Genomic DNA, 26,730 nt, shown 5'->3' on the forward strand with positions numbered 1-26,730 from the left:
GAAGAGCCGGACCATGACGGGCACGAAAGGAGCCTCCTAGACGGCGACGGCTCGGTAGACGGTGGCAAGTCGGTCAGCGATCCGCCGACTGCTGAAGGCGCTGGTGCCGATCCGGACGACGGTCCCTCCGGCGCAGTGCAGGTCTCCCTGGGCCACCCGCAGCACGGCCAGCCGGACCGCGTAGCACGCGCGGCTGCGGCACATCGACTTCGGAAGCATCCACAGGGCCCGCGCCATGGCCAGCCCGGCGTCGGCAAGGCGGCCCATGGCCTGATGAGCGATGACGGCGAGCCCGGAGATCCCGGCGGCATCGAGGAAACGCAGCCACGCGGGGCTGAAGAAGCGGCATCGAACCGGTCGTGGGCACGTTCGGCGGCCAGGATCGAGCAAGCCGCCGCGCCATGGTCGCCGGCACGGGCACGGCCGATCGCGAGCCGGGAGTGGAGCAAGGCCGCGATACGCGGGTCATGGCGGGCCTGGCGGGCGTCCAGGGCGGCCCGGTTGACGCGCACGGCCTCGCGGTTACGGCCGTCGGTCCGGGCCCGCATAGCGAGGTTGGACTGACTTCCAGAGTTCCGACGGCCCGTCAGGATGGTGTCGCAGTAAATGCCGGATTTACTGCTGCGGAGTCCCTACTGACGACATGGGTATGGATATTCGCCGGCGAGGCGGCGCCGACCGGACCGGACCGCCGGGGCGCGAAGTCGCCCGTTTTCCCCGTCGCTGCGATCGACAACCCGGTGCTGCCGGAAGTGCTGGCCGAGCTGGCGGCGGCTCGGGCGGACGAGATGGACGCCGACACCGTCAACCGGGAACTGCCCATCGCGCGCAAGGCGATCGGCTGGTGGCAGCGCCAGGGCTGGATCGCATGCGATCCGACGATCGGCATCGAGCGGCGGCCGGCACCGCCGGACCGCACCAAGGCACTGGCGGAGAACCAGATCGACATGCATCCGACCAGCGACCATGTCAATGTGGAAGAGCAACACCAGATGATCCCGAACGTCTCTGGTGGTTGGCTGGTGGGCTGTCATCGCGTGATGGCACCGCGCGGCTCTCATCGTTCCTCGACTGTACGCACCTTGGCTATTGGGCCACCACCACTGCTAGGCGTGGCGTCCCGGATCGGTTCGATCTCGCAAGGAGCTCACAGATGTCCACTTTTCGGAATGAAGTGAACGATCCTGCTGTGCCGGATGAAAGCGCCATCCATGGCATAGCCCACGGGAGCAGCGCAATCGCTGTCTTCGGCCAGGGCGCGGCGGTTGGCCTTCGGGGAGATGGCGCTACCTGGCACGGCGTCGCGGGAATCAGCACGAGTACGACAGGCGGGGCCGGGGTCAACGGTACGGGCAACGTCGGGGTTCAAGGCGTGGGCCAGACATGGATCGGTGTCTATGGGGAGACCCAGGCGCCGCCGGACGCCGGGTCGTCCGGCGTGCTCGGAGAGGGCAAGGATGGCGGGGATGGAGTGAAAGGCCACGCCAACGGCCCCGGAAAGGCAGCAGTCGCTGGCTTCCATCTCTCAGGCACGGGCCCCGGAATCTTTGGGCGAGGCAACCCGGCCGGCCGCTTTGAAGGGGACGTGGTGGTCACTGGCGATTTGATTCTGCCCGGCGCGGACGTGGCGGAGCAGTTCGATGTCGCCGAACGTGTGGACGATGCGGTTGGGATCGAGCCCGGCACGGTCGTAGTGCTCGACGACGAAGGTGCGCTGGCGCCGTGCGAGCGCACGTACGACACCACGGTGGCGGGTGTGGTGTCCGGGGCGGGTGACCGGGTGCCCGCGCTGGTCCTCGACCGCAGAGAGGCTCAGGGCAACGGGGCGGCGCAGCGGCGGACCGTGGCCGTCGTTGGCAAGGTGTGGTGTCGGGCAGAAGCATCGCCTCGGCCGATCCGCGTGGGAGATCTGCTCACGACGTCGTCTGTGCAAGGACACGCGATGGCGGCAACGGACCGTGAGTCCGCTTTTGGGGCGGTACTGGGCAAGGCGCTCACGCCACTGGCCACGGGAACCGGGCTGGTGCTCACCCTTGTTGGCCTCGGCTGACGCGGCTGCCGCACGCAGCCCGGCCCGACAGGGCACGCCAAATTACCACGCAATCTCCAGGGGTTGGGACTCATGGCTGAGCCAACGGAGGAAGAGGTCGTTCGCGAGTTCGTGGAGCGTACGTCCCGAGGTGAGACCGATGGGATAGAGATCGAGCACCGGGTGGCCGGTGGTATGCCCGGTGAGCATCGTGTCAGCGAGGAAGTGACCGTCTCCGCCACGGGCCTCGCCCGTGCCAGGTCGAACGATGCTCGGGCGTCCGAGGCGAGCACCGCGTCCCTCGACAGCGCGCAGACGCGCGATCTCTTCCGGAGACTGGGAGAAGGAGCCAGCAACCTCGTCCCCCGCTCGCAGGCCAGGTTCCTTCCCGATTCTCTGGTGGGAGCGGTCACCATCAAGGTGGACGAGCATGAGGCCACCCTCTTTTACCTGGCCGATCAGAACGAACGCGAGACACAGCAACAGCTACTCCCGCCGGAGACAGCTGAGGCCGTGAACGACTTCTCACGTCTGACGCAGCGACTGTTGCACGAGTGATTGGGAAGTGGGAGCCATGGCCCTCAGCACCAGAGGAATAGCACGGCACTATCTGGGAGTCACCGGACACATCAACACGCGGTCGACGATCCTCGGTGGCGCCGCAGCAGGAACAGTCTCCTTGCGAAACAGGCTAGTGACCCTAGCCCGGCGTGAGTTCACTTTCGCGCTGTCCGAGTGCATCTACAGCTCGACCGCGGCGTTCGAGCAGACTTGGTCCTCCATCCGCGTCCGCATCCAGCTGAACCCGGACGCTGGCATCACGGCCGCCACGATGAACGGACTGCGCACGACGTGGGAGAACGGGATCGAGACCACGTGGGGCAACCGCTGGGCGCTCGGCCGGACAGGAGAGGGAGCATGCCCACTGGAGTTCGAGGTGCAATGGGTAACCGCGAGCCCCCATCACACGGTTCGCGTGCAGACAGGCCCGGCACGCAGCAATGTGACGACATGGGACACGGCGGACACCGGTGGCGTCGCGGCTCATGAGTTCGGCCACATGCTGGGACATCCGGATGAATACACCGACAGCAATTGTCCGACCAGGAATCCGGTTAACACGGGTACGGTCATGGACAACAACTCGGCCAACGTCCCGCAGCGACTCATGACGCGCTTCGCCGACAACGTCGGCTCAAGTGTTGTGGCGATTTAGTGCGTGATTTTGAGGGCCGCCCTCAGTTGGAATGGCGGACGCCGGTCCTCGTAACGGGATCAGCGCGGAGGTGCTGGCTGAGGGGACCGGGGCTGGACCAGTCCCAGATCGAGCGCGCGGTGCCCTGGAACAAGGTGCGCTTCCTGCGGCGGCCGTGGGGCAGGCCGCGGTGACGGGTCCGGCAGCCGCTCAATGATCACGGGCGGGCCGGTACCGGGACGGTCAGCCCGAGGCGACCGTCAACATGGCACCCGTCCAGGTCACTCCAAACGGTGACGCGGACCCGAGATCGCGGGGCAGAGCGCGAAACGGGGACGCTCGAAGCGCACACCGCCCACTGCTTCGACCCATGAACAACGCAACGGGCCCCCCGGGGCCCAACTTCCGTTCGGCTACGGCGTTTCCGCAACACCGTTCCTGCGAAGGCGCCAGGCCAGCACGCCAAGCGAGATACCGATCGAAAATCTCCTGGCTATCAGGAGTAAAAGCCCACTCCAGCAGAGCCCGCCGCAGCTCAGACTCGGCCAGCCACCCGTGCCAGGCCACCTCACCCGGATCGGGGGCGACAACCTCCCGAAGCACGGCATCGCACACCCCCAGCCAGTGAGGGCTGAGCCCGCCCCGGTTGAGGAACTTGAACCGAAGGCACACCGCCGCCCGCACTCCCAGCTCCTCACCGAGCTCGCGGGCAGCCGCCTGCTCATAAGACTCGCCGACTCCCGCAGCGCCCCCGACCCCGAGTTCGTAATGACCTGGGAAACGGGACAACTGCTCGGCACGCCGATGGACGAGAAAGCGCCCTTGCCCATCACGGCACACCACCACGCCAACCCGGTGCAACCAGCCCTCCCGAACGGCCTCCCACCGACCGACAACCCCCAGCACACGGTCCTGAGCATCGACACGTTCCACGAGTTCATCCACGACGCACACGATCGCAGAACCCACCGACACCCACCCGAAATGCCCGGACGGTCACCCAGTCAACGGCCCCTCGAACCACCCTCATCCCACCGAACGAAAGGCCACGACCCTGTCTCGATTCTCAATAACTTGCCGCTTCCCGATCTCGATGGGCGCCATGGCCGCGCACCTGGACCGGATGCGCGCACCCGGTCATCGCCGGACGGGCCCTGCGCCTGGAGTACACGGCGATGAGCCTCAACCCGAACGCCGAGCTCTACGGCCGCAAGACCCTCCTGGAGTTCTCGACGTCCCCCGGCCCAGGGACCGTGCGTGCCTGGAGGCCCTCGAACGCGGACTCGACAGGCCCTGGGCGCTCCACCACGTACGCCGCTCGAAGCCGGCGCCACCGCGTACCGAGCTCCAGGCGCCGGGCGCCGGGCGGCCAGTGAACGGGACAGGAACCGCAGGGCCGAGCTGGACAGATCGATCCCCGATGGGTACACAAGCACACGAAGCTCCAAGCGGACAGGTCAATCTTGGTCGGCAATCCATCTACCAGGGGCTTCACCTCTTCGTGCACCCAGCCCACCACCAACTCATGCCGCCACCAATCAGGTTAGAGACGGCTCTACGAGCCTCGATTTAGGATTGAGCGATCCGCGGCCGAGGGGTTGCGTCCATGGAGATGGTGTACGGGTTCGACCTGATCCGGGGGTTTGCTCCGGCGTTGGGATGATGCCCGCATAGTTGAACGGCCACCGGCTGATCTTCGAGGTGTCGAAGCCCGAAGGAGATCAGCACGATGACCGCACCTGACAGTCTGCCCCTGTCAGCGTGGCGGGAGGTGGGGAAGTTGGGCGAGCAGGTCTGTCCACCCCCTTAGCGAGGGGTGGGGAAATTCAAGGATCCCTATCACGGGCCCGCCCACGTCACTGGTGGGCCGAGCAGGGCTGTGGCTTGAGTGCCGGGCTTCCGGGCGTACTGGTTGCTTCGGTGCCCAGTGGCTGCGGCGTTCTGTCGGCCGTTGTCCGTGGAAGCCCTGGGTCAGCGTTTGACGCGGTTCGACGGCCAGGACGGCGAGGCCTAGAAGGAGGGGCTCGGTCACGCGGGAGGCCATCTCGATGTATGTGCCGGTGGTTGTAGTCCTGGCGTAGGAGCGGAACACCACCGAGTTGAGCGTGACGTTCAGTGCCTTTTCGAAGCGCTCGTTGGTGAACCTGTTCCCGGTGGGGTTTTTGGGGGTCAGCCTTGTCGATCTCGAAGGTGACCTTGCCACCGCCGGGCGGCACAGTGCCGGTCGCTTCCTGCTTCGGGGAGTCCTTCGGGAGGCCGATTCCCATCAGCAGCATAATGGTGATGAGCATGGCGGCGGTGAGCCAGCCCAGGGCTCGGGAGGCGCCCAGGAACGGGAGTACGCCAGCTGCCGGAACTGGCAGTTCGCCCACTACCTCCACGCGCTGCGGGGAGTGCCGAGCATCCCAGCTCCCCGGCCCAGGGGCCTTGGCACTGGGCCCGTCGCAGGACAACTCCCGCTCGCCTGACCAGGTGACCATAACGAAAAGGGGCCGCGCCTACCGGCACGGCCCCTCGTGCGTACAGCGAACCATTACTGGGAGCGGTCATCCCGCTCGGTCAGAATGCGCATGAGCCAATCCCGCGCCCATACGCGAAGTTCGTGCAGGAGCCTCCGTGACCCATCACGAAGGTGCCGCGCCGCAACGATCCACCCGACCGTCAGTGGAACACTGACGGCGATCAGGAGGAGGAGAAGGAGCCAGAACGGCACCTCTCCTGACACAGCGATCGAATCTGCCTGGACCTTGAACCCAACCACCTGAAGAACCTCGCTTTTCGGGGGCGCGCATCGCGTCCGCCGAGAGAGGTCAGGCCGCGAGCACGTACGGACTGGGTGAAGCCGTCGAAACGGCAGGCCCTTGAGGCGCCCGAGGAACCCGAGGGGAAGCGAGCTTGATCACTCCGCATGGGGACGAGTCAAGCCATGGAGCAGGCGAGCCCGGCTCGATGCTGGGCGGATTGAGGATCTTGTCGAGGAGGGCGACGGCTACATGCCACAACTGCTGGACTGTCTCAGCGGCTTGGGCCAGTGCCGCCAGTGTCGGCAGTGGGCCGTACCCCCAAAGGCCTGTTGAGCCACTGAGCGGCGTCGTGATCGCCGGCAGTCCAGTTTCCTCTTCCGATGAAGAGAGCAACTGCCGTGCGAGGCCAGCGGCAGACCACAGCTCGGGGGCTTCGGCGAGAGTGGTCTTCGCTTCGTCAAGGCGCAGGGTCCAGCTGAGTAGTTCCGCCGGGGTCACCTGTCCCTTCGCCTGGACAGAAAGTACGGCCTCATCCTGCGCGGAGTATCGATCTTCCAATACACCGTGGCAGGCCAAGTAGATAATGTCTGGGGGGTCAGGCTCCGTGAACGCCTTCGCCAGCACCGCACGGGCCTCCCATGGCGCGACGGCGGGGTAGGGATTCGGGGTGTCACGCATCACCTCATAAAACGCCCGCACATCTGCGCGCGTCTTGGACAGATCACGGGAGTCCTCTCCCTCGCCCCAGTAGGGCATCGCCGGACCTGTCATAGCGAGGGACTCTATCGCCTGAATCGTGATCAAAGAGCCAGATCGATCGAATCGCGAGGAGCGGAGCGCATCTCGGACTGAGAGATCATGAACAGGGCGCGGGGGCGTACCGGAGGTCCCCGTCCGTGGCCCGCCCTACCAAGGCGCAGCGTGCCGCTATCGCCAAGCGCCGCGCCGACGCGATCGACCTGAAGCTCGCCGGCGTCGACTGGCTCACCATCGGCCGCAAGCTCGCCGCCGACCCCGCCATCAACAGCGACCGCGTCGCCTACCCCCAGGGCTACGGCTCTGACCGTTACGCCAAGGGCCAAGAGCCGCCCACCGACGACGCGTTGATCCATGCTGCGTGCAAGGACGTACGAGAAGCCCTAGCCCCAATGCCGTGACTCTGTTGGTGATCTTTAGTGGTCAGATGATCGTGAATCCTGCTGCGGTGCAGAGAGTCTGAAGGCGAGATGCGCGGCGGGTCGATGAGGTGGTGTCGTGCCAGTTGGCGAGGCGGCTGAGGTTACAGGCCATGGCGGTCAAGACGTGCTGCACGTGAGTGCGAGTCAGACCTCGATAGCGGCTTCTGCGCAGGCCGTGAGCTCGTACGTTCTCAGAGAGGGTGGACTCGATTCCGGCGCGGATCGCGTACCGGCGTTGCCACAGTTCGGTCTGTTGGTCGAGCCGATTGCGTATCTGGATCTCGTGCAGTGCCTGCGGCAGGACTGCGATGGAGCGGGAGCCTGTGGCCGAGGAGGTGCACCGGGCACGGTCTGGGCAGGGCGTGCAGTCCCTCTCGGCGAACCGGGCCTGAAGATAGGTGTGGCCGGAGATATGCAGCTCGGTCCAGGACACACTCGTCGCACCTCGCGGGCAGATCGCCTGCTCGTTGCCCCAGTCGATGGCGAAGGCCGTCTTGTCGAAGCCCGAATCCGCTTTGGCCTGGCGGCTGTTGTCCGCAAGAACCGGGCCGAGCAGCGTGATGCCGTGCACGCGCTGAGCCCGCTCGATCTGCGCGGGTGAGAGGTAAGCGGTGTCCACGACGTGCTCGGCCGGAGCCAGGCGACGGGTGGCAAGGTCGTCGTGGATCTTCTCGGTCAACTGCCCGTCCTGGACGGGAGCAATGGTGGTGGCCACATGCGTCACCAGGTGCGGCAGATCCTGATCACATGACTCGGTGACATGAACCCGGTATCCGCTCCACTGGACATCGCGTTTGACGCAGTAGTGCGCGTCCGTGTCATACGGGGAGTCGAACCGCAGCGAGGCCGGTGGCAGAGCCGTGCCCTCCCGCCAGCGCAATTGCCCCTCACGATCCCAGTAGTACTGATGGGCCCAGACCCGCCGCAGGATCTCCACCTGGCGCAGCATCCGCAGACGGTCTGGGGCGTCGGCCGCCCAGACCGCGGTGAGGAGTTTCTGCCCGTCCCGGCCGAACTCCTCGGCACGCTCGCGCACCGCTACCTTGCCGCCCGAAACTTTCCCGATCTCGACCTTCCGGCCGTACCGCTTGGCCCACTCCGGTTCGATCAGCGGCACCAGCCAGTCCGGATCGGCCTCGGCAATCTCCTCCAGGGCAGCCCGCACGCTCTCACCCGCCAGCTCCAGCCGGCTCAACCGCCGCACCGCCGCCAGGACATGAGTGGCATCAGTACGCTGCCGGCCCCGCCCCTTGAGCAGCCCGGCCGCCACCAAGCGGTCCAGCATCAACTCCAGCAGCTGATCCGCCCGGCTGCCCTCGGCCAGCCGGGCCCGGAACTCACTGAGTACCGAGTGGTCGAAGCCCGGATCGTCCAGTTCAAGGCCAAGTCCGTACTTCCAGTCGATCCTCGTGCGCACCGCATCCGCCGCCGCCCGGTCCGAGAGATTCTCCGCGAACTGCAGCACCGACACCAGCGCCAACTGCCCCGGCGAGAAGCCCGGTCGGCCGTCGGACGGATACAGATGAGTGAAGTCCTCGTCGGCGAACACCACATCCAGCCGGTCCCTCATCAGCATCACCGGCGTCCCCTTCGGACACGCCGCCCACGCCGTGCGGACCGTCATCGGAGGAATCCGCTGGAAACTTGCCGGACGTATCGACACCGTCCACCGCCCCAAAACCGAGGCCGCCCCGCCTCCGACCAGCCAACCACCACCAGCGTCCGCCGTCACCACCCCGTCAAGATCACCAACAGAGTCACGGCATTGGGTCTAAGCGACGTTTAGGTAAGCCCGCCACCCCTGAGTTGGAAGGCGACTACGTCATTGCCGGTGTTATTCACACGCACCCAATACGTCCACACAGCGCGGGGCCCCGGCGCCTCGCCGAAATGGATGGCGTGCCCGTCCGTCGACACGACGCCGCCCGGCTGGTTGGGATGACCCGTAATCCACTGGGGACCCACGTCCTCACCGCCCCTAACCGTCAGGTGGACTGCGATCGACTTTCCACGCTGGATTGCATAGACCGCTCCATCCCGCCAGGCCACGATTCAGCCGCCCTTCTTGACAAGTGTGGTGCGATCGGCCGTCAAACGGTATCCGAGCACGTCTAGCAGAACCTGGCTCTCCTCACCCGATGAACGGCTCAGCATGGCCGGCACCTCAACCTCGTGCATAGTCTGGCCTTCTAGTGGGGCAAGCGTGGTGGAGACTTCACCGTTCTCGACGGGAGCAGCGGAGGTTGCGGCAATGACTGAGCCATCGGCGTCCGCGATGACGATTAGGCGTTGAGGTTCGGGCATATATGGGCCTCCTGGCTTGTTCGAGGAAGGTTCCCACCTATAGTGACTCATTCTCTTGTCAATGCCTGCGATTGCTGGTCGCCACCTGCGCGTGTCTCTGTGACGACCGGTTCATTTCGCCGCCGGGAGCTATTGGGATTCACCGCGTGTCCGCGTAGCTGAAAGGCCTGCCAACGCCGGCCCGCGGGCCGTGCCCGGCCCGTATATCCGCGGCACCCGCCGATGCGCCAGGTCATCCGCCCGCCAGGACAGCCGGGATGCGGCGTGCCCCGAAAACACAGCGGCGAGCGCCCCCGTGAAGAAGATCGCGCCGCTCCCGCGCGCCGCCCAGTAGTCCACCGCCCCGGACGAGAGGGGCCGATCGCCCCTGCCCCGCACCGCAGCCCGTTTCACCGACAGTGAGTTCAACGGCCGGAGCCTCTTCGAGAACGTCGCCGAGGAGATGTTCCGCCTCGTCCTGGGCCGGCCGGTGACCACGGGACTGAACGTCACCTCGGCCACCGTACCCCTCCTCTGCGGCTTCCCCTATCTCAGCCAGCCGGCGCAGCCCAATGCAGGTCACCCCTCTCACATGCACGCCCTCGGGTTGGCCAGACGGTCCTCGCGGGGCAGGCGCCAACGGTCCTCAACTACCGGTTCACGTCCCACCGTTGGCCGTCCGGCCAGCGCCGTGAGGGCGTCTCGCACAAGGTCCACTCGATCCTGGCGTCGGTCCAGGACGATGCAGAGCGGTTCGAGGCGATCGACCAGCCGCCGGTCAACGACGTGACCGGGCTGCGGCGCTGGACGTCGAACCTGGCCAAGAAGCATGTCGGCCGGTGCCCGGACCGGCCAGGGACGGTGCAGGAGAAGGTGGAGCGCATCCAGGACCTGGCCGTCGACGAGGACGTGGCCGTCGCGGTGACGCGCGATGTCCTGCGCCGTCCGGCGGTCACCGCCCGGCTGATGGACGACACCGCCACCCGGCAGGCGGTCACCGAGGCCCAGAAGCCCGAGCACCGCGCTGAGACAGTAAGGACAATGTCACCGCGGCGCAGGTGGCCTCCGACGTGCTGCGGCGTCCCGAGGTCGCCTCGCGGGTCGCTGCCGATGACACGGCCCGGCGCAGCGTCAACCGTGCGCAGGTCGACCGGTCCCGCCAGCAGGCTGAGGCCTTCCGTCGCGAGTCGCCGGCCGGACCGGCGGTCCGGAGGATCGAGCGGACCGAGGAGTTCGTCGATCTGCTCGGGGCGTTTCACCGGTTCGTACGCGAAGCGTCCAAGGCGGTGCCGAAGATGCGTGACCGCAGTTGGTCGGGTGACGAGCGCGAGGTGCTGATGTCCAACATCGCACGGGCCCGCGCGACGCTGGACCGAATGGAGACCGCGGCCTCCACGGGCGAGGTCGACATGGACGAGGAACTCGCCCGCATCCTGCGGGGTGAGTGAAGGTGCGCAAACGCTCCCCGGCCGCGGAGCGTCACGCGGAACTCATCCGCATCGCGCTGATGGAGGCAGCCCCTTCAGGGCTGCCTCTCAAACGCCTGATGGGCGCCTGCGAGCTGAGCCAGAACGCCGGCAGCGCCACCCAGCGCGACGCAGCAGCCTGTACGCCTCCGCAGCCGCCTTCCGCTCCTCAGCGATGTGGGCCGCCATCGACGGCCGCCGCTACGACGACGCCAAAGCACACATGCGCGAGGCCCAGACCCTCGCCGAGATGTCCGGCGATCAGGCGATCAAGTTCCGCATCTGGAGTCACGCGGGCACCATGTACCGGCACATGGGCCGCCCCGCCGACGCGTTCGCCGCCAACGACGTCGCCCGCACCCTGCACCTCACCCGCCGTGACCCCTTGTTCGCCTCCCTGGGCCTGGCCCGCCACGGCGCCATCCACGGCGCGGCGCAGGACCGCACCGGAACTCGCCGTGCGTTCGAGCAGGCGCAGGAGGCCATGCTGCGCGCCGACCCGGCCGATTACCGGCCGGTGTGGATGCTCGCTTTCTACGACCAGGCCGAGCTGGACTCTCTGGCCCTGTCAGCACACCTGGCCCTCGGCGACTACCCGACCGCCGAGTACCACGCCCACCGCTGCCTGTCCGCTCTGCGCCCCCACATGGTCAGATCCCGGGCCATCACCACGACCCCGGCTCGCCCACGCCCAACTCGCCCAGGGCGCCCCGGAAGCCGCCACGGCCACCGCGATGAAGGTCCCCGCCGACGCCGCCACCCAACACGCCAGAGTCACCCGCATGCTGCAGGAATTCGGGGCCGCGCTGCGCGCCACCGCACCCGGCACCACCACCCTCCAGACCTGGACCGAGCACACCGCCACCTGGAGGATGGCCGCATGACCACGGCGCCCGCCATCGAACTGCGCACCCACACCACCCTCAACACCGTCCGCGGCGACCTCCTCGACGTGTACGCCGACGTCCGCGCCCCCCTCCTCCACCTGCCCAACTACGCCATCACCGCATTCGGCGAACGCCTCGACCGGCACGCTGCCGAGCCGGGCTTCACAGCCGTCCTCGCGTACGCGGACGGACAACCCGTCGGCTACGCCTACGCCAACACCATCGAACACGGCGACCGCTACTGGCAGCGCACCACCCCCACACCAGCCGAGAAGTACACCGAGCGATCGGCCGTGGCTTTGAAAGAGATCGGCGTGCGGCCGGCCTGGCGAAAGACCGGCACCGCCCGCCGCATCCACGACACCCTCCTCGCCACACGCAACGAACCCCACGTCACGCTCATGGTCAACCCCGCCGCCGGCAACGGAAAAGTCCACGCCCTCTACACATCGTGGGGGTACGAGGACATCGGCCGCAGCCAGCCATCCCCCGCCTCCCCCACCCTCACCGTCATGATCCGCCCCACCTGAGGAACCCCTCCCCCGAACCGGCATAGACCAAAGCACCCGGCTCGACGATCGCCGCGTCCCGGATGAGGGTCGGGCGGCCCTGGGGCAGGTGGGTGGGGATGGTGAGCCACCGTTGCCGGGCCGGGTCGTCGAGGTCGGCGAGGCGGGCTCGGTGCTGGTAGTCGCGGCGGGCGAACTGCACGTCGTCCAAGACGATCCAGCAGTCCGCCGCGAACAGCTTGGCCGGCGTGGTCAGCCGGGGCAGGAAGTTCGGCTGGTGGACCGCGCACAGCCCGCCCGGCCCGGGCAGGTCACCAGGCGATGAGCCGGCTGGTGAAGCCGTCGCGGATAAGGGATTCGTACGCTGCATGCACGTCCTTTGGGACCTCCTGCTCGATGGCGAATCCGCGCTTCGGATACTCGATGACCCGCTGGAGATCGCCGACGACCATGTCCAGGACGAGCCTCTCGTCGCCGATGGACTTCACGTAGTCGTCGAACTCCAGTGGCTCCGACGCGCAGAGAATCTCGACGTCGGGCCACAGCTTGCGCGCGGTCGCGAACGACCGCCTTTCCATATAGGGCTTGGAGACCAGCAGCACCGTGGTCGCGGTGATGCCGGCGGCGGCGAGGACCTCGCGGGACAGGGTGATGTTCTGCCCGGTGTTTGCGGCGTTGGACTCCAGCAGGATCGCGCCGGCGGGAACGCCGAGAGCGATGGCATGCTCCCGGAAGTGCACGGCCTCACCGCGCGGAAAGACCTTGGCAGTGGTGGGGCTGTTGCCGCCGGTGAAGACCAGGACCGGGAAAAGCCCGGCGCGATACAGCCCGGCGCAGTAGGCGGCCACGCCGAGGTCGTGACTGCCCAGGCCGATCGCCACATCGACAGGCCGCAACTCATGGTGCATCTGGTGGTAATCCCAGACCAGCTTGGCCCGGCCCCGCTGATCGTCGGTGATGGCCTGCTGATTGTCACTCACGCGGTTCTCTCCCTGATCACCGTTGCCGCGGGCCGGCCGGCCCCCGCTCACGGCCTTGACGCCCTCAATACCGCGCAGTTGGCGCACCAGTCCGTACTGCGCGGCCACCCTGGCGGCCTGGCCAGGGACGAGGAGTCCATCATCCCGGGTTGCCGCGTCGGAGAGCAGGATGCGGCCACGAGCGGCGTCCAGCCGCACGCGCTGCAGGGCCTGGGTGAGGTCGTCGGCGCCCGCAGACTCGGGCACGAACACGGCCCCTTCGACTGGACCCCCGAAGTCTCCCACCCCATCGGCGACGGCCAGCGCGTGGTCGCAGACGCCCCTCCTCCACTACACCGTCACCGACGGCGAACACCGGCGGAAGCTGCGCGCTTTCATCGAAGTCGACCGCACCACCATGAGCAGTGAACGCCTCGCCGTGAAACTCATCGACTACGCCCGCCTGTTCACCTACGAACCACCGCCCGCCGGCCGACGCCGGCCCGTTTCTCCCGGGCCGGCCTGGCTGCGCCACTACCCGGTCTTCCCCCGCGTCCTCTTCGTCCTCACCGGAGCCTCCCCCACCAGGCTGGCCCACCGCATCAGCGACCTGAAAGCCATGGTCATCCAGCACCCCTCGTCGCCGCCCTCGCCCGCGAAGCCCCCTCGCAGCAGCGGTCCTGGAAGACATCGAAGAGATGGGACCCACCCACCCCGTATGGACACTCTCACCACCGGCCCACCACAATCCTGGACGGCGCTGTAACACCCACCTGCACACCGGCCCACAGGCTTGTCCGAGATCACTGCCGAGGGCTTCCCTCTCGGCACGGGGCGGCGCTGGCGTGGTGCGGCGGCGCCACCCGGTACGCCCACCGCTCCCCCACTTCCGTACACCACCCCTCTCCTTGCCAACGCCTCGCCCCCATCCTGCTCTTGATCACGCGGCGTGAGGGCGAGCTTCATCGGGCCTGCTCCCCGGCAGCGGTGTTGCCGGGACCCGAGATGGGGGCGGCCCTCGTTCGTTGGCCCAAGGCCGTTGGCTGCTGCGGGCTTTGGATACGGCTGCTGCAGTCGTGGGCAGAGCGCTGTGCGGGTGACAGCCGGGGTTCAGGCGGCGCGCTCGTAGGCGGTGCTGGTCCCGAAGACCTCGTCGAAGGGCACTGCCAGCCGGCTGCTGACCAGGTGATAGGCGCCGCTGGCGGGCGGCGCACTCCCGTCTCACCGACAAGACGAAGATGAGGGAGAACCGGACAACGGCGTGCCTGGGGAGTCTGGTGCGGCCGCCGGGCACATCGTGCGACGAGTACCCCATGGCGTCGACCTGGCAGGGCGCCAAGCACGGCGGCGGCGACTTCAGCCGCCGCATGATCAACGAGACGCAGAACGAAGAAGGAGGCAAGGCCCTGGGACGCTTCTACCTGTACAACCGCATTATCGAGAAGGACAAGTTCCTCGTGTGGATCAAGTAGCCCAGCACTTGACCAAGGACGGTGAGATGAACGACGAGCCCGAACGGGAAGCGGGGCCCGTCCCGGTGCAGTACCACCAGTTCGACATCAGCGACGAGGACGGGCCGACCGGCCCGGACCTGGACCGCAGCCACAACGGGCTGGTGCGGGTCGCAGACGGCATCATCACCGTCATGACCGGCATCCACACCGGCGACGTCGACGTCACCGTCGCCCTCCACCACAGCGAGCCCGCCCCGGACACCGGTGACTGGCAGGAAATCGTGGAGATCTCCGCGCACTCCGTTTCCGGGGAGCTCATGGTCCGCAGCATCATGGCCGACCTGGACGAGGAACTGCCTGTCCTGTCGTTCAACGGCCCCGGAGACTACCGGCTGCGCTTGCACGCCCGAGGCCGGGACACCGCCGTCGACCTGGCCCCCGACGAGGTCACCGAGTGGTACCTCATCCAGGCCTGGCCGGCACCCACGCACGACGCGACCGTGCTCCGCCACAGCGACGCCTACGGAACATCCGTACGAGCCCGCTGAGAACCACACTCCACGCTGTTCGCCCGCCGCCCACCGGCAGGCGAACAGCGCCCGGTGCGCCCTCGCATCCACCGATACCCCACCGACGGCCGCCCTCAGGCGTCCGCGAACGGTTGGACGTAGACACCCCACGGCCTCACCCCTGGCGGGGAAAGATCAAAGGCGTCCCGCCCGCCCGGCAGCAAGGACCCGTCCAGGCCGACACCGTGTGTACGGCCGCCGGCGCGTCCTCCTCCTCGGCCCGCTCCCTGACCCCCCTTGCGACGGACACAACCCGCCACGCCACCGTAGGCAAAACCACCTCCCGGCAGCGGCGCGAGCCACACAGGGCTGCCGGTGCCGGCCTCCCGAACAGCAGCCATGATCCAGTCCACCGGGAAGGGCCCCTCACCGACCACGCCCGCCCGTTCATTAGCTGTGTCACATCTTCGCTGTGAGTAATTCGGGCTGGTCAACGTGGCTGGTCCGGTGTGGGTGCGGTTCTCGGCTGCGGTGATGCTGAAGGCATGAGCATCAGGAGCGAGCACCCGGTGAGCGCAAACCAGAGGCGTCAGACACGTTCGGCGCCCACCGTCACTTCCAGGACGGTGATATCGAGGGCGTCCGGCGGGCCCTCGGCCGGGCTGAGGCATCCGTGATCGAGGTCCTGGACCGCATGCACGACCTCCGCGATGACATCGGTGACGCGGAGTAAGAGGAGAAGTGAGATGTCTGCGGCGGCGAGCAGTGCAGCCGCGGCAGCTCTACTCACTCCGAGCGTTGGGGAGATGGGGCCAGTGTCCAGTGGTCGCGAGCTCGTGCTCTATCTGCCGCCTTACGTCAGCAACCGCGGCTGTTGGTCCGAGCACGCGGTCAGCCAGGTTGCATAACCCCTGGACTGAGTCGTAATCGTCGAAGGCCAGACCAAAGTTCTCCACGATCCGCAGCCGTAGCTCTGGCCAAACCGTGACCCAATGGGCCACGTGCCAGCGGATCGAGTCGTCGAGGTATGTCAGAGCAGGCTTCGTACCATTTGCTCGTCGGCGTCGGAGAAGGCTTTCTCGTCCTACGAAGACCTGCTCGAATGCCCAGAGGAGGATGTAGTAGTGCTCGACAACCGCTCGCGTCGCCTCCTGCGTGGGGTGGGGTCCAAGGCGGTAAGTCTCAAGATGCTTTCGTGCCATGGTGACGTCTGCCGACGTCAGCCTCTCGTAGAGGGCACGGGCCAGTTCGAATCCGGTCTGCATGTTGCCAGCTCGCACGGTCATCCAAGCCACAGCCACTGAGGCGATTGCGACGACTGCCGTGAAGGCTGCGAAAGCCACTTCAGCGCTCACTGACCCCCCGTTCTGGTGAACTCCCGTACTCAACATGCCCCTTGGGCCTGCCATTCGCACGTCGTTCGGGGCTGGAGTAATGAGCGAGCTGCGGCGTCGTTAGGCCCGGCATTCCTCGGTAACCAGAAATGCCGGGCTTTCATGGCCGGGATCAGCGCAAGGTGGTGGGGGCCAGTCGGATCGTCTGTGGCTGCTGCATCCGGAGGCGTATGGGCTTGGGCTTGCCGGCCGCTTTCACCGGTTCGACGGGGTGTGGCGTGGTGCGCGGTGGTCGGGGAGGTCGGGTGAGGCGGCGGACCATGAGGGTGATGAAGGTCCAGGTGATGTGGGCCTCACTGTGGGAGACAAGTCGCTCATAGTCGCGGACGTTTCTCCTGGCTCTCATGATCCACGAGATGGCGCGCTCGACTCGCCACCGCTTGGCGAGGACGGCGAATCCGTCCTGGTCTTTGCGGCGGGGCACCGTCTTGAGGGTGATGCCGAGGAAGGAGTGGGACCGGTCGACGAGGGTTCCGCCGTAGGCGGAGTCCGCCCAGGCGACGGCGACTTCGGGATGGGTCAGACGCAGACGGAACAGCTGGTCGCGGGCGGGGATACTGTCGTGCGGCGAGGCAGGGGTGACCATCACGGCCAGAGCCATGCCGCGCATGTCAACGGCCAGGTGCCGCTTCCGGCCGTTGATCAACTTCCCGCCGTCGAACCCTCTACTGTCCTGGCCCACCGTCTCGGCGCCCTTGACGGACTGGGAGTCCAGGATCACCGCGACGGTGCGGGGATTGAGCCCGTCGTGAACACGGACCATCTGGTGCAGCTCGGCGTGGATGCGGGCCAGGTCCCCGCTCGCCCGCCATCGCTGGAAAAGCCCGTAGACCGTGCGCCAAGGGATCCCGAAGTCGACAGGAACGGCCCTCCACTTCACGCCGTTGTCGTTCACATACCGTATGGCATCCACCACGTTACGGCGCGGATGTTTCTCAGGGCGGCAGCCCGTGGGCAACGCGCAGGCCGGGACCGGTAGCAGCGGTTCGAGGACGGCCCATTCGGCATCCGTGGTGTCACTGGGGTAGTGCCGCTCGCGCACGGCCAGCGGTCGAGTCTCGTTCATCAGCGTTCCATGCGAGTGAGGACTTCCAGGGTGGCCTTGACGCCGCCGAGCTGGTCCAGGACCAGGCGGATCCATTCGTCGTCTGGGGCCTTCTTGGCGTGCGGGGCGATGATCCCGGTGATGAAGTTGGTGACCCGGTGCAGTTCCGCCTGGAAGATCGCCCGCTCGTAGGAGATCCAGACCTCGCTCTGATCCGACATCTGAAAGCCGTCCCGTCTGCTGTAGGTCACGGGCGGGAGCCCTTCCTTGACCGCGACCTTCCGCAGGAATCTCAGGCCCGCCCAGACCTGCGACGGCGTGCGCTTGGTCGCCCACAACTGCGGAAGCGTCAGCCCCGCCGGCCGCGCCTCCTGCAGAGCCTTGCGTACCGCCTGGCCGTGGACGTGGGCGGGCAGACCCGCCCCCATGGCTACTGGCCCCGCAGCAGCTGGGCGAGCTGTTCGTCGAGGTCGACCTGACCGGTTGCGGCCGCGGTCTCGATCCAGTCGGTTGTCGCGCGGATCTTCTCCAAGTGGTTTTCCAACACCTTCGTCTGGGTGTCGGTGAACTCGTGCCCGCGCAGCTTCGGGATCAGCCGGGCGGCTGCGGCGATGAACCCCTGACAGACGGCGGTCAGGTCGTTGAACTCCATCGACTTGCGCCAGCTGTGGACGATGCGGGCCGGGTCGTCGAACGGCTCGCCCTCCTCACGGAAGGCTTCCTCGTACTCCTCGTCGAACTCGTCGTCATCCAGCCCGGCCTGCTCGAACTGGGCCTCGTTCACGTTGTCCCGGGCCTCGGCATCGCGCATGGCCCTGAACGCCACCTCCGGCCGGCGCAGGAAGTCGGTGGCCACCTGCGCCGCCACCGCCTCGTCATCGCGCGCCAGTTCACGGATCGCCTCGACCTTCTCCTCGGTGGTGACGGGGACCTGGACTTCCTCGGTCTTCCAGCCCACCACCTTCTTGGCCACCTCCGCACTCCACCGGCGCCGGCCGGTGCGCTCGCTCAGCGGCGGATTCCGGATTAGCTCGAACCGGTCCGGCACGGACGCCAGAATCCGGTGCACCTCCCAGGAGACCCCCGCCTGCCGGTGCTCAGCGGGCCACTGCGCGGCCACCCACCGCTGCGTACGGACCGTGTAGAAGGACAGCCCGATCTCGTCGGCGAATAACCGGAGCGACTCCTCCACACCCTGGTCACCCTCATCCAGCGGCAGGTGACCGCCGTGCCCGCGAAGCGGCTCCAGCTCTAACGCCGCGTCCCCGAGCCCGAACTGGCAGCGGGTGTCCTCCTCCACCATGTCCAAAGACTCGGCCACCAGCTCGTCGTAACGGCTCCGCGTGACCTTCCCGACCATTTCCACCATTGGGGCCATGGCGCACAACCGGCGCGGGCCGAAGCGTCGGCGTCCCTGCGTCGGCTGCGGAACCCCGGCCCGGCGATGCGCCCAGACTCCACCCCACACCGTCAACATCACCAGACACCAAGCCAACATGGCCGATTCTGACCCCTATTGGGGCCCTCGGTGCCTGGCTTCTCCGACCTATCGGCGGGCCCGCAGTACGGGCCGGTAAGAACCTTGTCCCCCAGCCGCAAACGGCGGTGAATTTGCGGGTGGGTCACCCATGCGGGTGAGGCCGGGGTCATACGGCTGCGGTGGGTGAAGGTGCGCGAGGACGATCGTGGCCCGTACCCCGTTGGACTTGGGCACTGGACACGCTACTGACGGAGCAGAGGCTCGTGTCCGGCAAGCGCCGTGCGAACAGCTGGGCTTCGCCGTGCTGCTGAAGTTCTACATGCAGTACGGCCGGTTTCCCCGCCGAAGCCGTCGCCGCCACACTCGCCAACCACGACCCCAGCCGACGATGTGCCACTGAAGAACCCAGTGGCCTGCATTAACGCAATCACGCGTACTCGGTGACTGACCTGCCCTTACCGACGCCTTGACCCTAAGGAGGATGCATGCTGGACGAAGCACTGACGACCCTGGCCATGACGGGTGCGACAACCATAGTCGCGGCCATGGCCACCCAAGCGTGGCAGGCTACCCGCACCGGCGTGCTCCAGCTCTTCCACCACGACCAGACCCAACAGACCACCATCACAGCCCAGTTGGATGGCGACGCCGTCCTGGTAACCGAGGACGACGACGCCGACGGCGCCCGCCGGGCCCTTGTCTCGTCCTGGAAGCTGCGACTAGAAAAGCTCCTACGCCAGCACCCCGACGCCGCCGACGAACTCCGGGCTTTGATGGCCGAGGTCCAGGCCGAGCTGCCTCAATCCCAGCAGCGATGGGTCCAGAACAACACCAGCCATGATCACGGGACTGTCTTCGCGGTACAGGGCGGAAATCTGCACCTACACAAGGGACCCGGCGACCCGGATGCTGGCTTCGAACGGGGCTCGCATCGAACGACGGACCGGTAAGAGCGATCGTGACGACGGAGGTCCGACCATGACTGGGCCGGCACCGGCTGACGCGTCCGGAGGGCCAAGACGGCAAGTCCCGACGTTGTGGCAACAGAACGTTGTTCACGGCGACGGACACTTGTACGCGGTGCAAAACGGCGACCTGTCTGTGTACTTCAAGGACGGGGAATCCGCCTTCCGGGTGGCGCCGTTTCCACTGACCCCACCAGCCGTTCCGTTCGCAAGCGAACAGCCGCTATCCCATCTGCTCGCCACGCGATACGAGGTCGTAGACTTCATCGGCCGCGACGGTGAGTTACGTGATCTTACTGCCTGGCGGGACCACTCGGTCAGCGACGTGGGCGTCATGCTGATCCATGGCCCCGGTGGTCAGGGTAAGAGTCGCTTGGCTGCCGAGTTCGCTCGTGCCTGTGCGGCAGAGGGCTGGGAGATCCGGGCCGCGAGGCACCGCATTGATGTTCCCGTGAGTGTGCCCGTGGAGACCGTAGTTGTAGGTGGCCTGGCCGACCGGGCGGCGTCGGGCAACGTCGGACTGCTGCTCGTCGTCGATTACGCCGACCGCTGGCCGTACCCCGACCTGGTGGCCCTGTTGGAGGATCAGACGGCCGAATATCCCACCGGCAGGCCAGTCCGCGTGCTGCTGCTTGCGCGCTCTGCCGGGATGTGGTGGGAGACGCTGGCACACCAATTCGAGCGAGTAGGGCTCGATGCGCAGGAGTACGCACTTCATCCGGCTGCTGGAGACATGGGTGACCGGCCGGAGTTGTTCGCCCGTGCCTGTGAGCGTTTCGGTGAGCTGCTAGGCGTCGATGACGCGGAGTTGGTCTCCGTTCCTGACGACCTCGCTGCTGATGCCTATGGCTTGATCCTCAACCTGCACATGGCGGCCCTCGCCGGCGTCGACGCCCACGCACGAGGCGATACCGTTCCTCCCAGTGCGGCCGCGCTGTCGGGCTACTTCCTGCGTCGGGAGAAGGCGCACTGGCAGACGTTGTACGAGCGTGACCCGCACAGCGGGGTACCGGCCAACAGGATGGCACGGGCGGTCTACTGCGCCACCCTGTTGGGGCCGCTGTCCTACGACGCCGCCCTTGCCGTGGTCGACCGCGGTGGGCTCGGGTTACCTGCTCAGTCGCCCACGGCTCTGATCGATGTTCACGGTGAGGTCTATCCGTCGATCGGTTCCCGTACTGTGCTGGAACCCCTGTACCCAGACCGGCTCGGTGAGGACTTTCTGGCGCTGCAGACGCCCGGACACGATACCCCCGGTTACAGGGCAGACCCGTGGGCGGACGGTGCGCCGGCCCGGCTCCTGCTCGTGCAACAAGAACTGTCTGGGAACCAGGCGCTTGCCGCGCACGCCGTCACCCGGCTCATCGACGTCACCCTTCGCTGGCCGCACATGGGCCGTTTCCAGTTTTACCCGTTGCTACGCGATAACCCCCAACTCATTGCTGGTATCAGTAGCGCGGCACTGAGTCGACTGGCAGCCATCGACGACATCGACATGGGCGTACTCGAGTCCATCACGACACAGCTGCCCGAGGGCAGGAACACCGACCTTGATGTTGGTGCCGCAGCGGTAACGACGCGCCTCGTGAGGCACCACCTGGCTGGGGCAGAGCCAGAGAAGGCGGCCGTCCTGCACCGCTGGCACAGCATCCGGCTGACCAACGCCGGGCGGTACGACGAGGCCACCACGGCGGCGGCCCAGTCCGTCGAGATCTATCGGGGGCTCGTCGCAGGGGACCGCGCGCACGAAGCTGACTACGCCAAGGCCTTGGTGAACTTTACGGTCGCCCTGGAAGCGTGCGAGCGATGGGACGAGGCGTTGCAGGCCGCCCGGGAGGCGGTAGGGATCCGCAGGCGGCTAAGTGAGCGTGACCTGGGCAGTCACGAGGCAGACCTGGCAGAGGCGATGTCCAACCTCGCCGCCTTGCAGTTCCGGCGGGGTGAGGCGGACGAGGCGATCGCAGTGGCGCAAGAGGTCGTACACAGCTACGAACGGCTCAGCGTCGACGACCCAGACAAGCACGCGAATGCGTTGGCGGTCGCCAACGCCAACCTGGGCATGATGCTCTCCGAGAGCGGCCGCCCCGACGACGCGCTCAACTACACCCAGTCGGCCGTCGCCATCTTCCGCTCACTCGCACGGAAGAATCGCGCTGCATTCTCCCCGCACCTGGCTAACTCGTTGTCCAACCTAGCAGCCCAGCTCTCGCAGCTGGGACGGGTCCAGGAAGGGCTTGCGGTAGCTGACGAGGCGTTTCCCGTCTACCAGCATCTGGTAGACGTCAATCCCTCAGCCTACGAGCCAGGCTTCGCCCGGCTTCTGAGTAACGTCTCGATAGACCTTCGCGAAGAGGGCCAGTACAGCGATGCGTTCGCGGTCGCCTGTGCGGCAGCCGATATCTACCAGCGGCTACCGTCACGTAGTCCGGACGGCTTCGCGCTCGTCCTCGCGAAGTCGCTGTCATCACTCATCTCGGACCTGTCCCAGCAGGAGGAAAGAGTAGACGCAGCCACAGCAGCCGAGTTGGCTGCCATGACGTATCGGCGCCTAACCGAGACCGACGACCGGTTCACCACCCAGCTCGCGACGGCGCTGGCCAGAGTGGCGGCGGCGCAGCTCCTTGCCGGATACCTGGATGCCGCACTGGCCGCCATCCTCGAGGCCTTGAATCTCCCCACCTCATTCGATCCTGACGAGGACCCAGACGGCCGCAAACTACGCAGCATCGGCGACACCGTGGCAGACCTGTTGGAGAAGGAGGAACGATGGCAGGAGGCCGCCGTGCTCCGTCGACGGCTACGGGGAGATTCGTAGCTGCGGCTCGTTGCTGGTCGCTCCCTCACGCAGCTTTGGTATTGGCGACGTTGCCATGACCTTCCTCCCCTCGCCCAGAAATCTGCGAGTTTCGCTACCTCCAGCCTCACGAGATGAGGCCAACGAGCCAACTCAGATCGGGCTGGTCAGCTCGACCGCGTTCGATGCGAGGAGGCTACTCCTCGTACGAGATCGGCCGAGGACGTCTCCATAACCCCGCCCTGCGTGATTCAAGAATCCCACAAGCCCATCCGTTACAGAGCGTCACAGATCACCGGTTCTGAAACAGCTTCTCACCCACGCAACACACCCCGCCGGCCGCCGCCGGCCCGCCCCTCCCGGACCAGCCCGGCTCCGCCACTACCCGGTCCTCCCCCGCATCCTCCTCGCCCTCACCGCAGCCTCCCCCACCAGGCCGGCCCACCGGATCAGCGACCTGAAAGCCAGAACCATCCAGCACGCAGTTGTCGTGGGCTCCCAGGTCACTCTCGCACTGAGGTCCGGGACTCCCCCGGACCGATTCGTGGCAAGGAGCATGACCCCCGCGCCCCCTCGTGGCCGCCCTCGCCCGCGAAGTCCCCCTCGCAGCCGCCGTCCTCGAAGACATCGAAGAAAGGGGACCCACCCACCCCGTATGGACCCCACTCACCAGCGGCGAACCACGGTCCTGGACGGCGCTGTAGCCCTCATCGGGCTGCTACCGACACCCCGTGTCGACGGTCAGCCAATTCCCCATCCCGAACATCCCGAAATGGGCCACGGGGACGGTGACGCCGCGACCGTCGGGGACATGGGGACGATGACCGTGCGTCGGGATCCCCTGGGCGCCAGAGGTTCCCCGGCCGCCGATAGCCAGACCGTCGCTCAGGCTGGTCAAGGCTGTCCAGGTTGGCAGCAAGGCCAGCGCGGAGCGCCGCCGGAGGCCGCCCTTGACCGACCGGACCCCGCAGGGGATGCCGCCGGAGCCGCCGACGCCCTCACCGACCTGCTCGCGCACATGATCCGGGTGCTGGGCGAAAACGCCCCAAGACCCTCATTACCCTGCTGGCTCTGTCCATGAGAAGGCCACGCGCAGCGAGGTCAGCGGAAGCGACCCGTCCTCCGGATCACTCCCGCTGACCAACGCCCACACCATCAACGCCTGCACGAACATCGTGCCAACGAGCAAGAGGGTGCAGGACGAAGACCACCCCACACCCTGCTTACCCGGCACAACCTCGCCCACTGGCGGGGTGAGACGGGAGATGCCGCCGGAGCTGCCAACGCCCTCACCGATCTACTCCCGCACACGGTCCGGGTGCTGGGCGAACACCACCCCAACACCCTCACCACCCGGCACAGCCTGGACTACTGGCGGAGGAAGGCGGGAAACGACGGTGCAGCAGTGCCCACGTAGAGGTTTCTGGAGCTGACTGCCCCGTGGAGATCAGTGCCGACCACGACCGCCTGACCCCAACCACGGCCCCGACCACGCCTGATCAGAGCACGGATCGCCCTGCGCAGGCTGACGTCCGGCTGCGCAGCTGCGCGATGGCCGCCCACCGCCCCGCTGCGCAGTACCTGCGCGCCCGCTCGCAGCGACCCGACCAAGGCCTCCCGCAACCCCGACCATGAGCCCGACCACAGCAGGTCACAGTGTGGCGCCGGATGGCCGGGCGGGTGCGACGGAGAGGACGACCGGGGGCGCGGCCTGGGGTCTCGGCTCTGCTGTCGCGCTCAGCGCAGCGGGTCCGTCGGACGGGACGTGACGCGTGCGTGCGTGCGTGCGACAGGCGCCTACGGCAGTGAGGACGGCCGGCGGGGCGGAGGGAGTGCCGCGAGCAGTTCCCACAGCGGCCGCGAGCCTGCAGCCCAGGAAGCGAGCAGCCGGCGGTCGACGAGGTGCAGGCGTTGCTGGTGGGCGAAGGTGCGGCCGGGCTGGGTGATCCTGCCGTTGGTCACCATGACCACGACGTCCGCTTGGTGGACGGGGCGTCCTGTTCCGTTGAGCACCTGCAGGTCCGGGGTGCCCACAGGGGCGCCGCGTTCGCCGTGGCGGCGGTGCTTGCACTGAAGGACCCAGCGCCGGCCCAGCGGGTCGGTTGCCTTCACGTCCGCCCCGAGATCTCCCTGGCCGCCGACCTGAACGGCATCCGTGCAGCCGTCCCGGCGCATCAGGTCCCGCACCGCGTGTTCGAACTGCCGGTGGGACAACGCGTCCAGCTGGGCCAGCCCGTAGCGCAGGGCGCGAGCCCGGGCCCGTTCCCACTGCGCGCGTTGCGCCCGCTGCTGCCACCAGGCCATACCGCCCAGGACAGCGACGACGGCCGCGATCAGCAGCAGCCACCAGTGCGCGAGCAGCCAGTTGACCACCATCACCACCACACTCACCGCCACGACGGCGACCACGGCCAGGACAACGAACTGCGCATCCTGCTGCTGGCGTCGGCGGCCGGGACGCCGGGCGGAGCGCCGCGCGGAGCGCCGCCTGGCCGGTGGGCGGCGGGTCACCGCTCACCGCCCAGGGCGGATAAGTCGATCGGGTACGACACGCTCGGCCGGGGCGCCGGCCGCTGAAGCGCGGGCATGTCGAACTCGACCGGGTACGAGACCGTCGGGCGCGGCGTGGCAGTGCGCGGCGCGCTGTCGGTGGAGTGCTCGAAGCGGACCGGGTAGGTCACGGACAGCTCGGGCGAGGTGGTGTCGGCTCCGTTTCCCGTTGAGGAGTTGCCGATGCCGAGCACGGCCAGGCCGAAGACAGCGAAGATCGTCATTTCCCGGCGTGCGCCCGGCGCCCATCGGGAATGTCCGCGTACTGGTGTCCCGTCGGAGCGTTCGTACGGCTGGATGAATGGCATGTGGTCCTCCCCGGACGGTCGTGGATGCCCTCACCCGCCATGCTGACGCCGGGCACTGACAACCGATCACCAACGGGCACGCAACTCCCCTGATACGGCAGCGAGTTCAAGTCACACTCCCGGGATCCTTCCGGGCGACGGGACTCTGCCTGCGCCGGACCCCACGCCGCGTTCACCGGCCGCCGACGCCCCTGCCACCGGCCGCGGCGGCGGGCAGTTCACCAGGGAAACGGGGCCGGCAGCCACGCCCTCACCACGCGCGGCAAAACACCGCCCGGGTGACGACCGCCCCGCCCAGGCAGACGGTCACGGAACCGGCCATTTCCGGGTATCGCGATGACGCGGCACGAGAGACGGGGGCCGTACGACGCATGCAGGTCCGGGCGAAAGGCCCGCCGGTCACGCCCGAGGGGCGATGATCTGCCGGCCAGTGGGCGTGAGCCACCCAGGCCACGGCGGGCAAGACGCGGCCAGCTTCTCTCCCGCCCTCGACCACTACCGGGCCAAGACAGGCGAAGACGACAGCCAAGACCACGACATGGGCGAGGACTCCCACTTCGACGACGCCCAGGAAATGCGCTGTCGACTCCCCCGCCTGACCGCCCTCCACGTCAAGGATGCCCAGCAGCAAGCCCACGGCCACGGCATTCCCCTCCCGCGGCACGCCGCAGGGCCATGCGCCCGGCCGGCGCAACAGGCGCAGCACGTCGCGCAGGGGGATGCCCAAGGCTGCGGTCAGCCAACCGGCCATGGGGGGTGATCGGCACGATCGTCGCGATCATTGCCTATGTCTTCCCGCGTGGCTGACGACACTGGTGGTAGTGCTGCGTCGTGCGAGTTCGGCCCGCACCGCTCGTTGTCCGGGGCAAGGGCCTGAACGCGCTGGGCGAGCGTGCGGTTGCCGGGACGTCGGAGCCGCTGGAGCGTTCGTCGACGCCGCCGCCGGAGATTCGGCGGGCTCGTCCAAGGGAAGACCTCCAG

General features: G+C 67.4%; 23 protein-coding genes and 8 pseudogenes. 14 read left to right on the forward strand and 17 right to left on the reverse strand.

Features of this window, described 5'->3' with window-relative positions; all coding sequences use genetic code 11:
- Positions 1–36: 36 nt before the first annotated feature.
- A complete protein-coding gene (locus tag OHT76_RS00230) occupies positions 37–267 on the reverse strand; it encodes a hypothetical protein (protein WP_328868662.1) in 231 nt (76 codons plus the stop codon).
- A 92-nt stretch (positions 268–359) separates the two neighbouring features.
- On the opposite strand from OHT76_RS00230, the gene OHT76_RS00235 reads away from it, so the two are divergent.
- The 4 genes from OHT76_RS00235 (at position 360) to OHT76_RS00250 (ending at position 3,245) form a co-directional block, all read left to right on the forward strand.
- Positions 360–1,178: a hypothetical protein gene (locus tag OHT76_RS00235; RefSeq protein WP_328868663.1), complete on the forward strand. Its 819-nt coding sequence runs from the start codon at positions 360–362 to the stop codon at positions 1,176–1,178.
- A complete protein-coding gene (locus OHT76_RS00240) occupies positions 1,154–2,050 on the forward strand; it encodes a hypothetical protein (protein WP_328868664.1) in 897 nt (298 codons plus the stop codon). The genes OHT76_RS00235 and OHT76_RS00240 overlap by 25 nt, the downstream gene beginning before the upstream one ends.
- Positions 2,051–2,113: 63 nt before the next feature.
- Positions 2,114–2,587, forward strand: a complete 474-nt coding sequence (locus OHT76_RS00245) for a hypothetical protein (protein ID WP_328868665.1) — start codon at positions 2,114–2,116, stop codon at positions 2,585–2,587.
- Between the two features lie 16 nt (positions 2,588–2,603).
- Entirely contained in the window at positions 2,604–3,245 is a 642-nt protein-coding gene (locus OHT76_RS00250; RefSeq protein WP_328868666.1) for an immune inhibitor A domain-containing protein, read from the forward strand.
- Positions 3,246–3,683: 438 nt separating this feature from the next.
- Here OHT76_RS00250 and OHT76_RS00255 read toward each other — a convergent pair.
- The 3 genes and pseudogenes from OHT76_RS00255 to OHT76_RS00265 all read right to left on the reverse strand — a co-directional run.
- A pseudogene (locus tag OHT76_RS00255) lies at positions 3,684–4,157 on the reverse strand (NUDIX domain-containing protein); the annotation flags it as partial.
- A gap of 388 nt (positions 4,158–4,545) precedes the next feature.
- A pseudogene (locus OHT76_RS00260) lies at positions 4,546–4,660 on the reverse strand (IS5/IS1182 family transposase); the annotation flags it as partial.
- A 1,374-nt stretch (positions 4,661–6,034) separates the two neighbouring features.
- The gene (locus OHT76_RS00265) at positions 6,035–6,739 is read right to left on the reverse strand and encodes a hypothetical protein (protein ID WP_328868667.1); all 705 of its coding nucleotides are present in this window, start codon (positions 6,737–6,739) and stop codon (positions 6,035–6,037) included.
- A 125-nt stretch (positions 6,740–6,864) separates the two neighbouring features.
- On the opposite strand from OHT76_RS00265, the gene OHT76_RS00270 reads away from it, so the two are divergent.
- Positions 6,865–7,125, forward strand: coding sequence for a hypothetical protein (locus tag OHT76_RS00270; RefSeq protein WP_328868668.1), 261 nt, complete (start codon positions 6,865–6,867; stop codon positions 7,123–7,125).
- 22 nt (positions 7,126–7,147) lie between these two features.
- On the opposite strand, the gene OHT76_RS00275 is transcribed toward OHT76_RS00270, so the two are convergent.
- The gene (locus OHT76_RS00275) at positions 7,148–8,770 is read right to left on the reverse strand and encodes an IS1182 family transposase (RefSeq protein WP_328868669.1); all 1,623 of its coding nucleotides are present in this window, start codon (positions 8,768–8,770) and stop codon (positions 7,148–7,150) included.
- Between the two features lie 428 nt (positions 8,771–9,198).
- Entirely contained in the window at positions 9,199–9,450 is a 252-nt protein-coding gene (locus OHT76_RS00280) for a hypothetical protein (RefSeq protein ID WP_328868670.1), read from the reverse strand.
- A 702-nt stretch (positions 9,451–10,152) separates the two neighbouring features.
- Here OHT76_RS00280 and OHT76_RS44050 point away from each other — a divergent pair.
- From OHT76_RS44050 to OHT76_RS00300, 4 genes and pseudogenes are all read left to right on the forward strand, one after another.
- Positions 10,153–10,377: pseudogene (locus OHT76_RS44050) on the forward strand (DUF6192 family protein); the annotation flags it as partial.
- Positions 10,378–10,475: 98 nt separating this feature from the next.
- Positions 10,476–10,877, forward strand: a pseudogene (locus OHT76_RS00290) (DUF6192 family protein); the annotation flags it as partial.
- Positions 10,874–11,779, forward strand: a pseudogene (locus tag OHT76_RS00295) (hypothetical protein). The pseudogenes OHT76_RS00290 and OHT76_RS00295, both read left to right, overlap by 4 nt.
- Positions 11,776–12,312: a GNAT family N-acetyltransferase gene (locus tag OHT76_RS00300; RefSeq protein WP_328868673.1), complete on the forward strand. Its 537-nt coding sequence runs from the start codon at positions 11,776–11,778 to the stop codon at positions 12,310–12,312. The pseudogene OHT76_RS00295 and the gene OHT76_RS00300 overlap by 4 nt, the downstream one beginning before the upstream one ends.
- Before the next feature lie 37 nt (positions 12,313–12,349).
- Here OHT76_RS00300 and OHT76_RS00305 read toward each other — a convergent pair.
- Both OHT76_RS00305 and OHT76_RS00310 read right to left on the reverse strand, forming a co-directional pair.
- Positions 12,350–12,583 (reverse strand): annotated as a pseudogene (locus OHT76_RS00305) (WbqC family protein); the annotation flags it as partial.
- 19 nt (positions 12,584–12,602) lie between these two features.
- Positions 12,603–13,271, reverse strand: a complete 669-nt coding sequence (locus OHT76_RS00310) for a YdcF family protein (RefSeq protein WP_328876418.1) — start codon at positions 13,269–13,271, stop codon at positions 12,603–12,605.
- A 228-nt stretch (positions 13,272–13,499) separates the two neighbouring features.
- Between OHT76_RS00310 and OHT76_RS00315 the strand changes: the two are divergent.
- The 3 genes and pseudogenes from OHT76_RS00315 to OHT76_RS00325 all read left to right on the forward strand — a co-directional run.
- A pseudogene (locus OHT76_RS00315) lies at positions 13,500–14,016 on the forward strand (replication-relaxation family protein); the annotation flags it as partial.
- Positions 14,017–14,488: 472 nt separating this feature from the next.
- Entirely contained in the window at positions 14,489–14,722 is a 234-nt protein-coding gene (locus OHT76_RS00320; protein ID WP_328868675.1) for a NucA/NucB deoxyribonuclease domain-containing protein, read from the forward strand.
- A gap of 26 nt (positions 14,723–14,748) precedes the next feature.
- Complete coding sequence (locus tag OHT76_RS00325) at positions 14,749–15,252, forward strand: hypothetical protein (RefSeq protein ID WP_328868676.1); 504 nt, start codon at positions 14,749–14,751, stop codon at positions 15,250–15,252.
- 550 nt (positions 15,253–15,802) lie between these two features.
- On the opposite strand, the gene OHT76_RS00330 is transcribed toward OHT76_RS00325, so the two are convergent.
- The 5 genes from OHT76_RS00330 to OHT76_RS00350 form a co-directional block, all read right to left on the reverse strand.
- Complete coding sequence (locus tag OHT76_RS00330) at positions 15,803–16,003, reverse strand: hypothetical protein (protein ID WP_328868677.1); 201 nt, start codon at positions 16,001–16,003, stop codon at positions 15,803–15,805.
- Positions 15,996–16,568 (reverse strand): hypothetical protein, encoded by a 573-nt coding sequence (locus OHT76_RS00335; RefSeq protein ID WP_328868678.1) that lies wholly within the window; start codon positions 16,566–16,568, stop codon positions 15,996–15,998. The genes OHT76_RS00330 and OHT76_RS00335 overlap by 8 nt, the downstream gene beginning before the upstream one ends.
- A 151-nt stretch (positions 16,569–16,719) precedes the next feature.
- A complete protein-coding gene (locus OHT76_RS00340; protein WP_443049681.1) occupies positions 16,720–17,673 on the reverse strand; it encodes an IS5 family transposase in 954 nt (317 codons plus the stop codon).
- Positions 17,673–18,080, reverse strand: coding sequence for a hypothetical protein (locus OHT76_RS00345; protein WP_328868679.1), 408 nt, complete (start codon positions 18,078–18,080; stop codon positions 17,673–17,675). The genes OHT76_RS00340 and OHT76_RS00345 overlap by 1 nt, the downstream gene beginning before the upstream one ends.
- A 2-nt stretch (positions 18,081–18,082) precedes the next feature.
- Positions 18,083–19,012, reverse strand: a complete 930-nt coding sequence (locus OHT76_RS00350) for a DUF6192 family protein (protein WP_328868680.1) — start codon at positions 19,010–19,012, stop codon at positions 18,083–18,085.
- Positions 19,013–19,617: 605 nt separating this feature from the next.
- Between OHT76_RS00350 and OHT76_RS00355 the strand changes: the two genes are divergently transcribed.
- Both OHT76_RS00355 and OHT76_RS00360 read left to right on the forward strand, forming a co-directional pair.
- Positions 19,618–20,082: a hypothetical protein gene (locus OHT76_RS00355; RefSeq protein WP_328868681.1), complete on the forward strand. Its 465-nt coding sequence runs from the start codon at positions 19,618–19,620 to the stop codon at positions 20,080–20,082.
- A 130-nt stretch (positions 20,083–20,212) separates the two neighbouring features.
- Entirely contained in the window at positions 20,213–22,912 is a 2,700-nt protein-coding gene (locus OHT76_RS00360) for a tetratricopeptide repeat protein (protein WP_328868682.1), read from the forward strand.
- Positions 22,913–23,978: 1,066 nt separating this feature from the next.
- On the opposite strand, the pseudogene OHT76_RS00365 reads toward OHT76_RS00360, so the two are convergent.
- The 4 genes and pseudogenes from OHT76_RS00365 to OHT76_RS00380 all read right to left on the reverse strand — a co-directional run.
- A pseudogene (locus tag OHT76_RS00365) lies at positions 23,979–24,065 on the reverse strand (DUF2975 domain-containing protein); the annotation flags it as partial.
- Between the two features lie 623 nt (positions 24,066–24,688).
- Positions 24,689–25,402: a restriction endonuclease gene (locus tag OHT76_RS00370; protein ID WP_328868683.1), complete on the reverse strand. Its 714-nt coding sequence runs from the start codon at positions 25,400–25,402 to the stop codon at positions 24,689–24,691.
- On the reverse strand, positions 25,399–25,665 hold the full coding sequence (locus OHT76_RS00375) for a hypothetical protein (RefSeq protein ID WP_328868684.1): 267 nt from the start codon (positions 25,663–25,665) through the stop codon (positions 25,399–25,401). Before OHT76_RS00375 ends, OHT76_RS00370 begins: the two co-directional genes overlap by 4 nt.
- Before the next feature lie 334 nt (positions 25,666–25,999).
- Positions 26,000–26,500, reverse strand: a complete 501-nt coding sequence (locus OHT76_RS00380; protein ID WP_328868685.1) for a hypothetical protein — start codon at positions 26,498–26,500, stop codon at positions 26,000–26,002.
- Positions 26,501–26,730: the final 230 nt, after the last annotated feature.

This window comes from Streptomyces sp. NBC_00287 (assembly GCF_036173105.1).
GTDB lineage: Bacteria > Actinomycetota > Actinomycetes > Streptomycetales > Streptomycetaceae > Streptomyces.

Bases quoted from the DNA above. Each gene is read 5' to 3' on its own strand.
- OHT76_RS00230 (WP_328868662.1), bottom strand. From the start codon at position 267: ATGGGCCGCCTTGCCGACGCCGGGCTGGCCATGGCGCGGGCCCTGTGG.
- OHT76_RS00240 (WP_328868664.1), top strand. From the start codon at position 1,154: ATGTCCACTTTTCGGAATGAAGTGAACGATCCTGCTGTGCCGGATGAA.
- OHT76_RS00250 (WP_328868666.1), top strand. From the start codon at position 2,604: ATGGCCCTCAGCACCAGAGGAATAGCACGGCACTATCTGGGAGTCACC.
- OHT76_RS00265 (WP_328868667.1), bottom strand. From the start codon at position 6,739: ATGACAGGTCCGGCGATGCCCTACTGGGGCGAGGGAGAGGACTCCCGT.
- OHT76_RS00275 (WP_328868669.1), bottom strand. From the start codon at position 8,770: ATGACGGTCCGCACGGCGTGGGCGGCGTGTCCGAAGGGGACGCCGGTG.
- OHT76_RS00280 (WP_328868670.1), bottom strand. From the start codon at position 9,450: ATGCCCGAACCTCAACGCCTAATCGTCATCGCGGACGCCGATGGCTCA.
- OHT76_RS00300 (WP_328868673.1), top strand. From the start codon at position 11,776: ATGACCACGGCGCCCGCCATCGAACTGCGCACCCACACCACCCTCAAC.
- OHT76_RS00320 (WP_328868675.1), top strand. From the start codon at position 14,489: ATGAGGGAGAACCGGACAACGGCGTGCCTGGGGAGTCTGGTGCGGCCG.
- OHT76_RS00325 (WP_328868676.1), top strand. From the start codon at position 14,749: ATGAACGACGAGCCCGAACGGGAAGCGGGGCCCGTCCCGGTGCAGTAC.
- OHT76_RS00340 (WP_443049681.1), bottom strand. From the start codon at position 17,673: ATGAACGAGACTCGACCGCTGGCCGTGCGCGAGCGGCACTACCCCAGT.
- OHT76_RS00345 (WP_328868679.1), bottom strand. From the start codon at position 18,080: ATGGGGGCGGGTCTGCCCGCCCACGTCCACGGCCAGGCGGTACGCAAG.
- OHT76_RS00350 (WP_328868680.1), bottom strand. From the start codon at position 19,012: ATGGTCGGGAAGGTCACGCGGAGCCGTTACGACGAGCTGGTGGCCGAG.
- OHT76_RS00355 (WP_328868681.1), top strand. From the start codon at position 19,618: ATGCTGGACGAAGCACTGACGACCCTGGCCATGACGGGTGCGACAACC.
- OHT76_RS00375 (WP_328868684.1), bottom strand. From the start codon at position 25,665: ATGACGATCTTCGCTGTCTTCGGCCTGGCCGTGCTCGGCATCGGCAAC.
- OHT76_RS00380 (WP_328868685.1), bottom strand. From the start codon at position 26,500: ATGGCCGGTTGGCTGACCGCAGCCTTGGGCATCCCCCTGCGCGACGTG.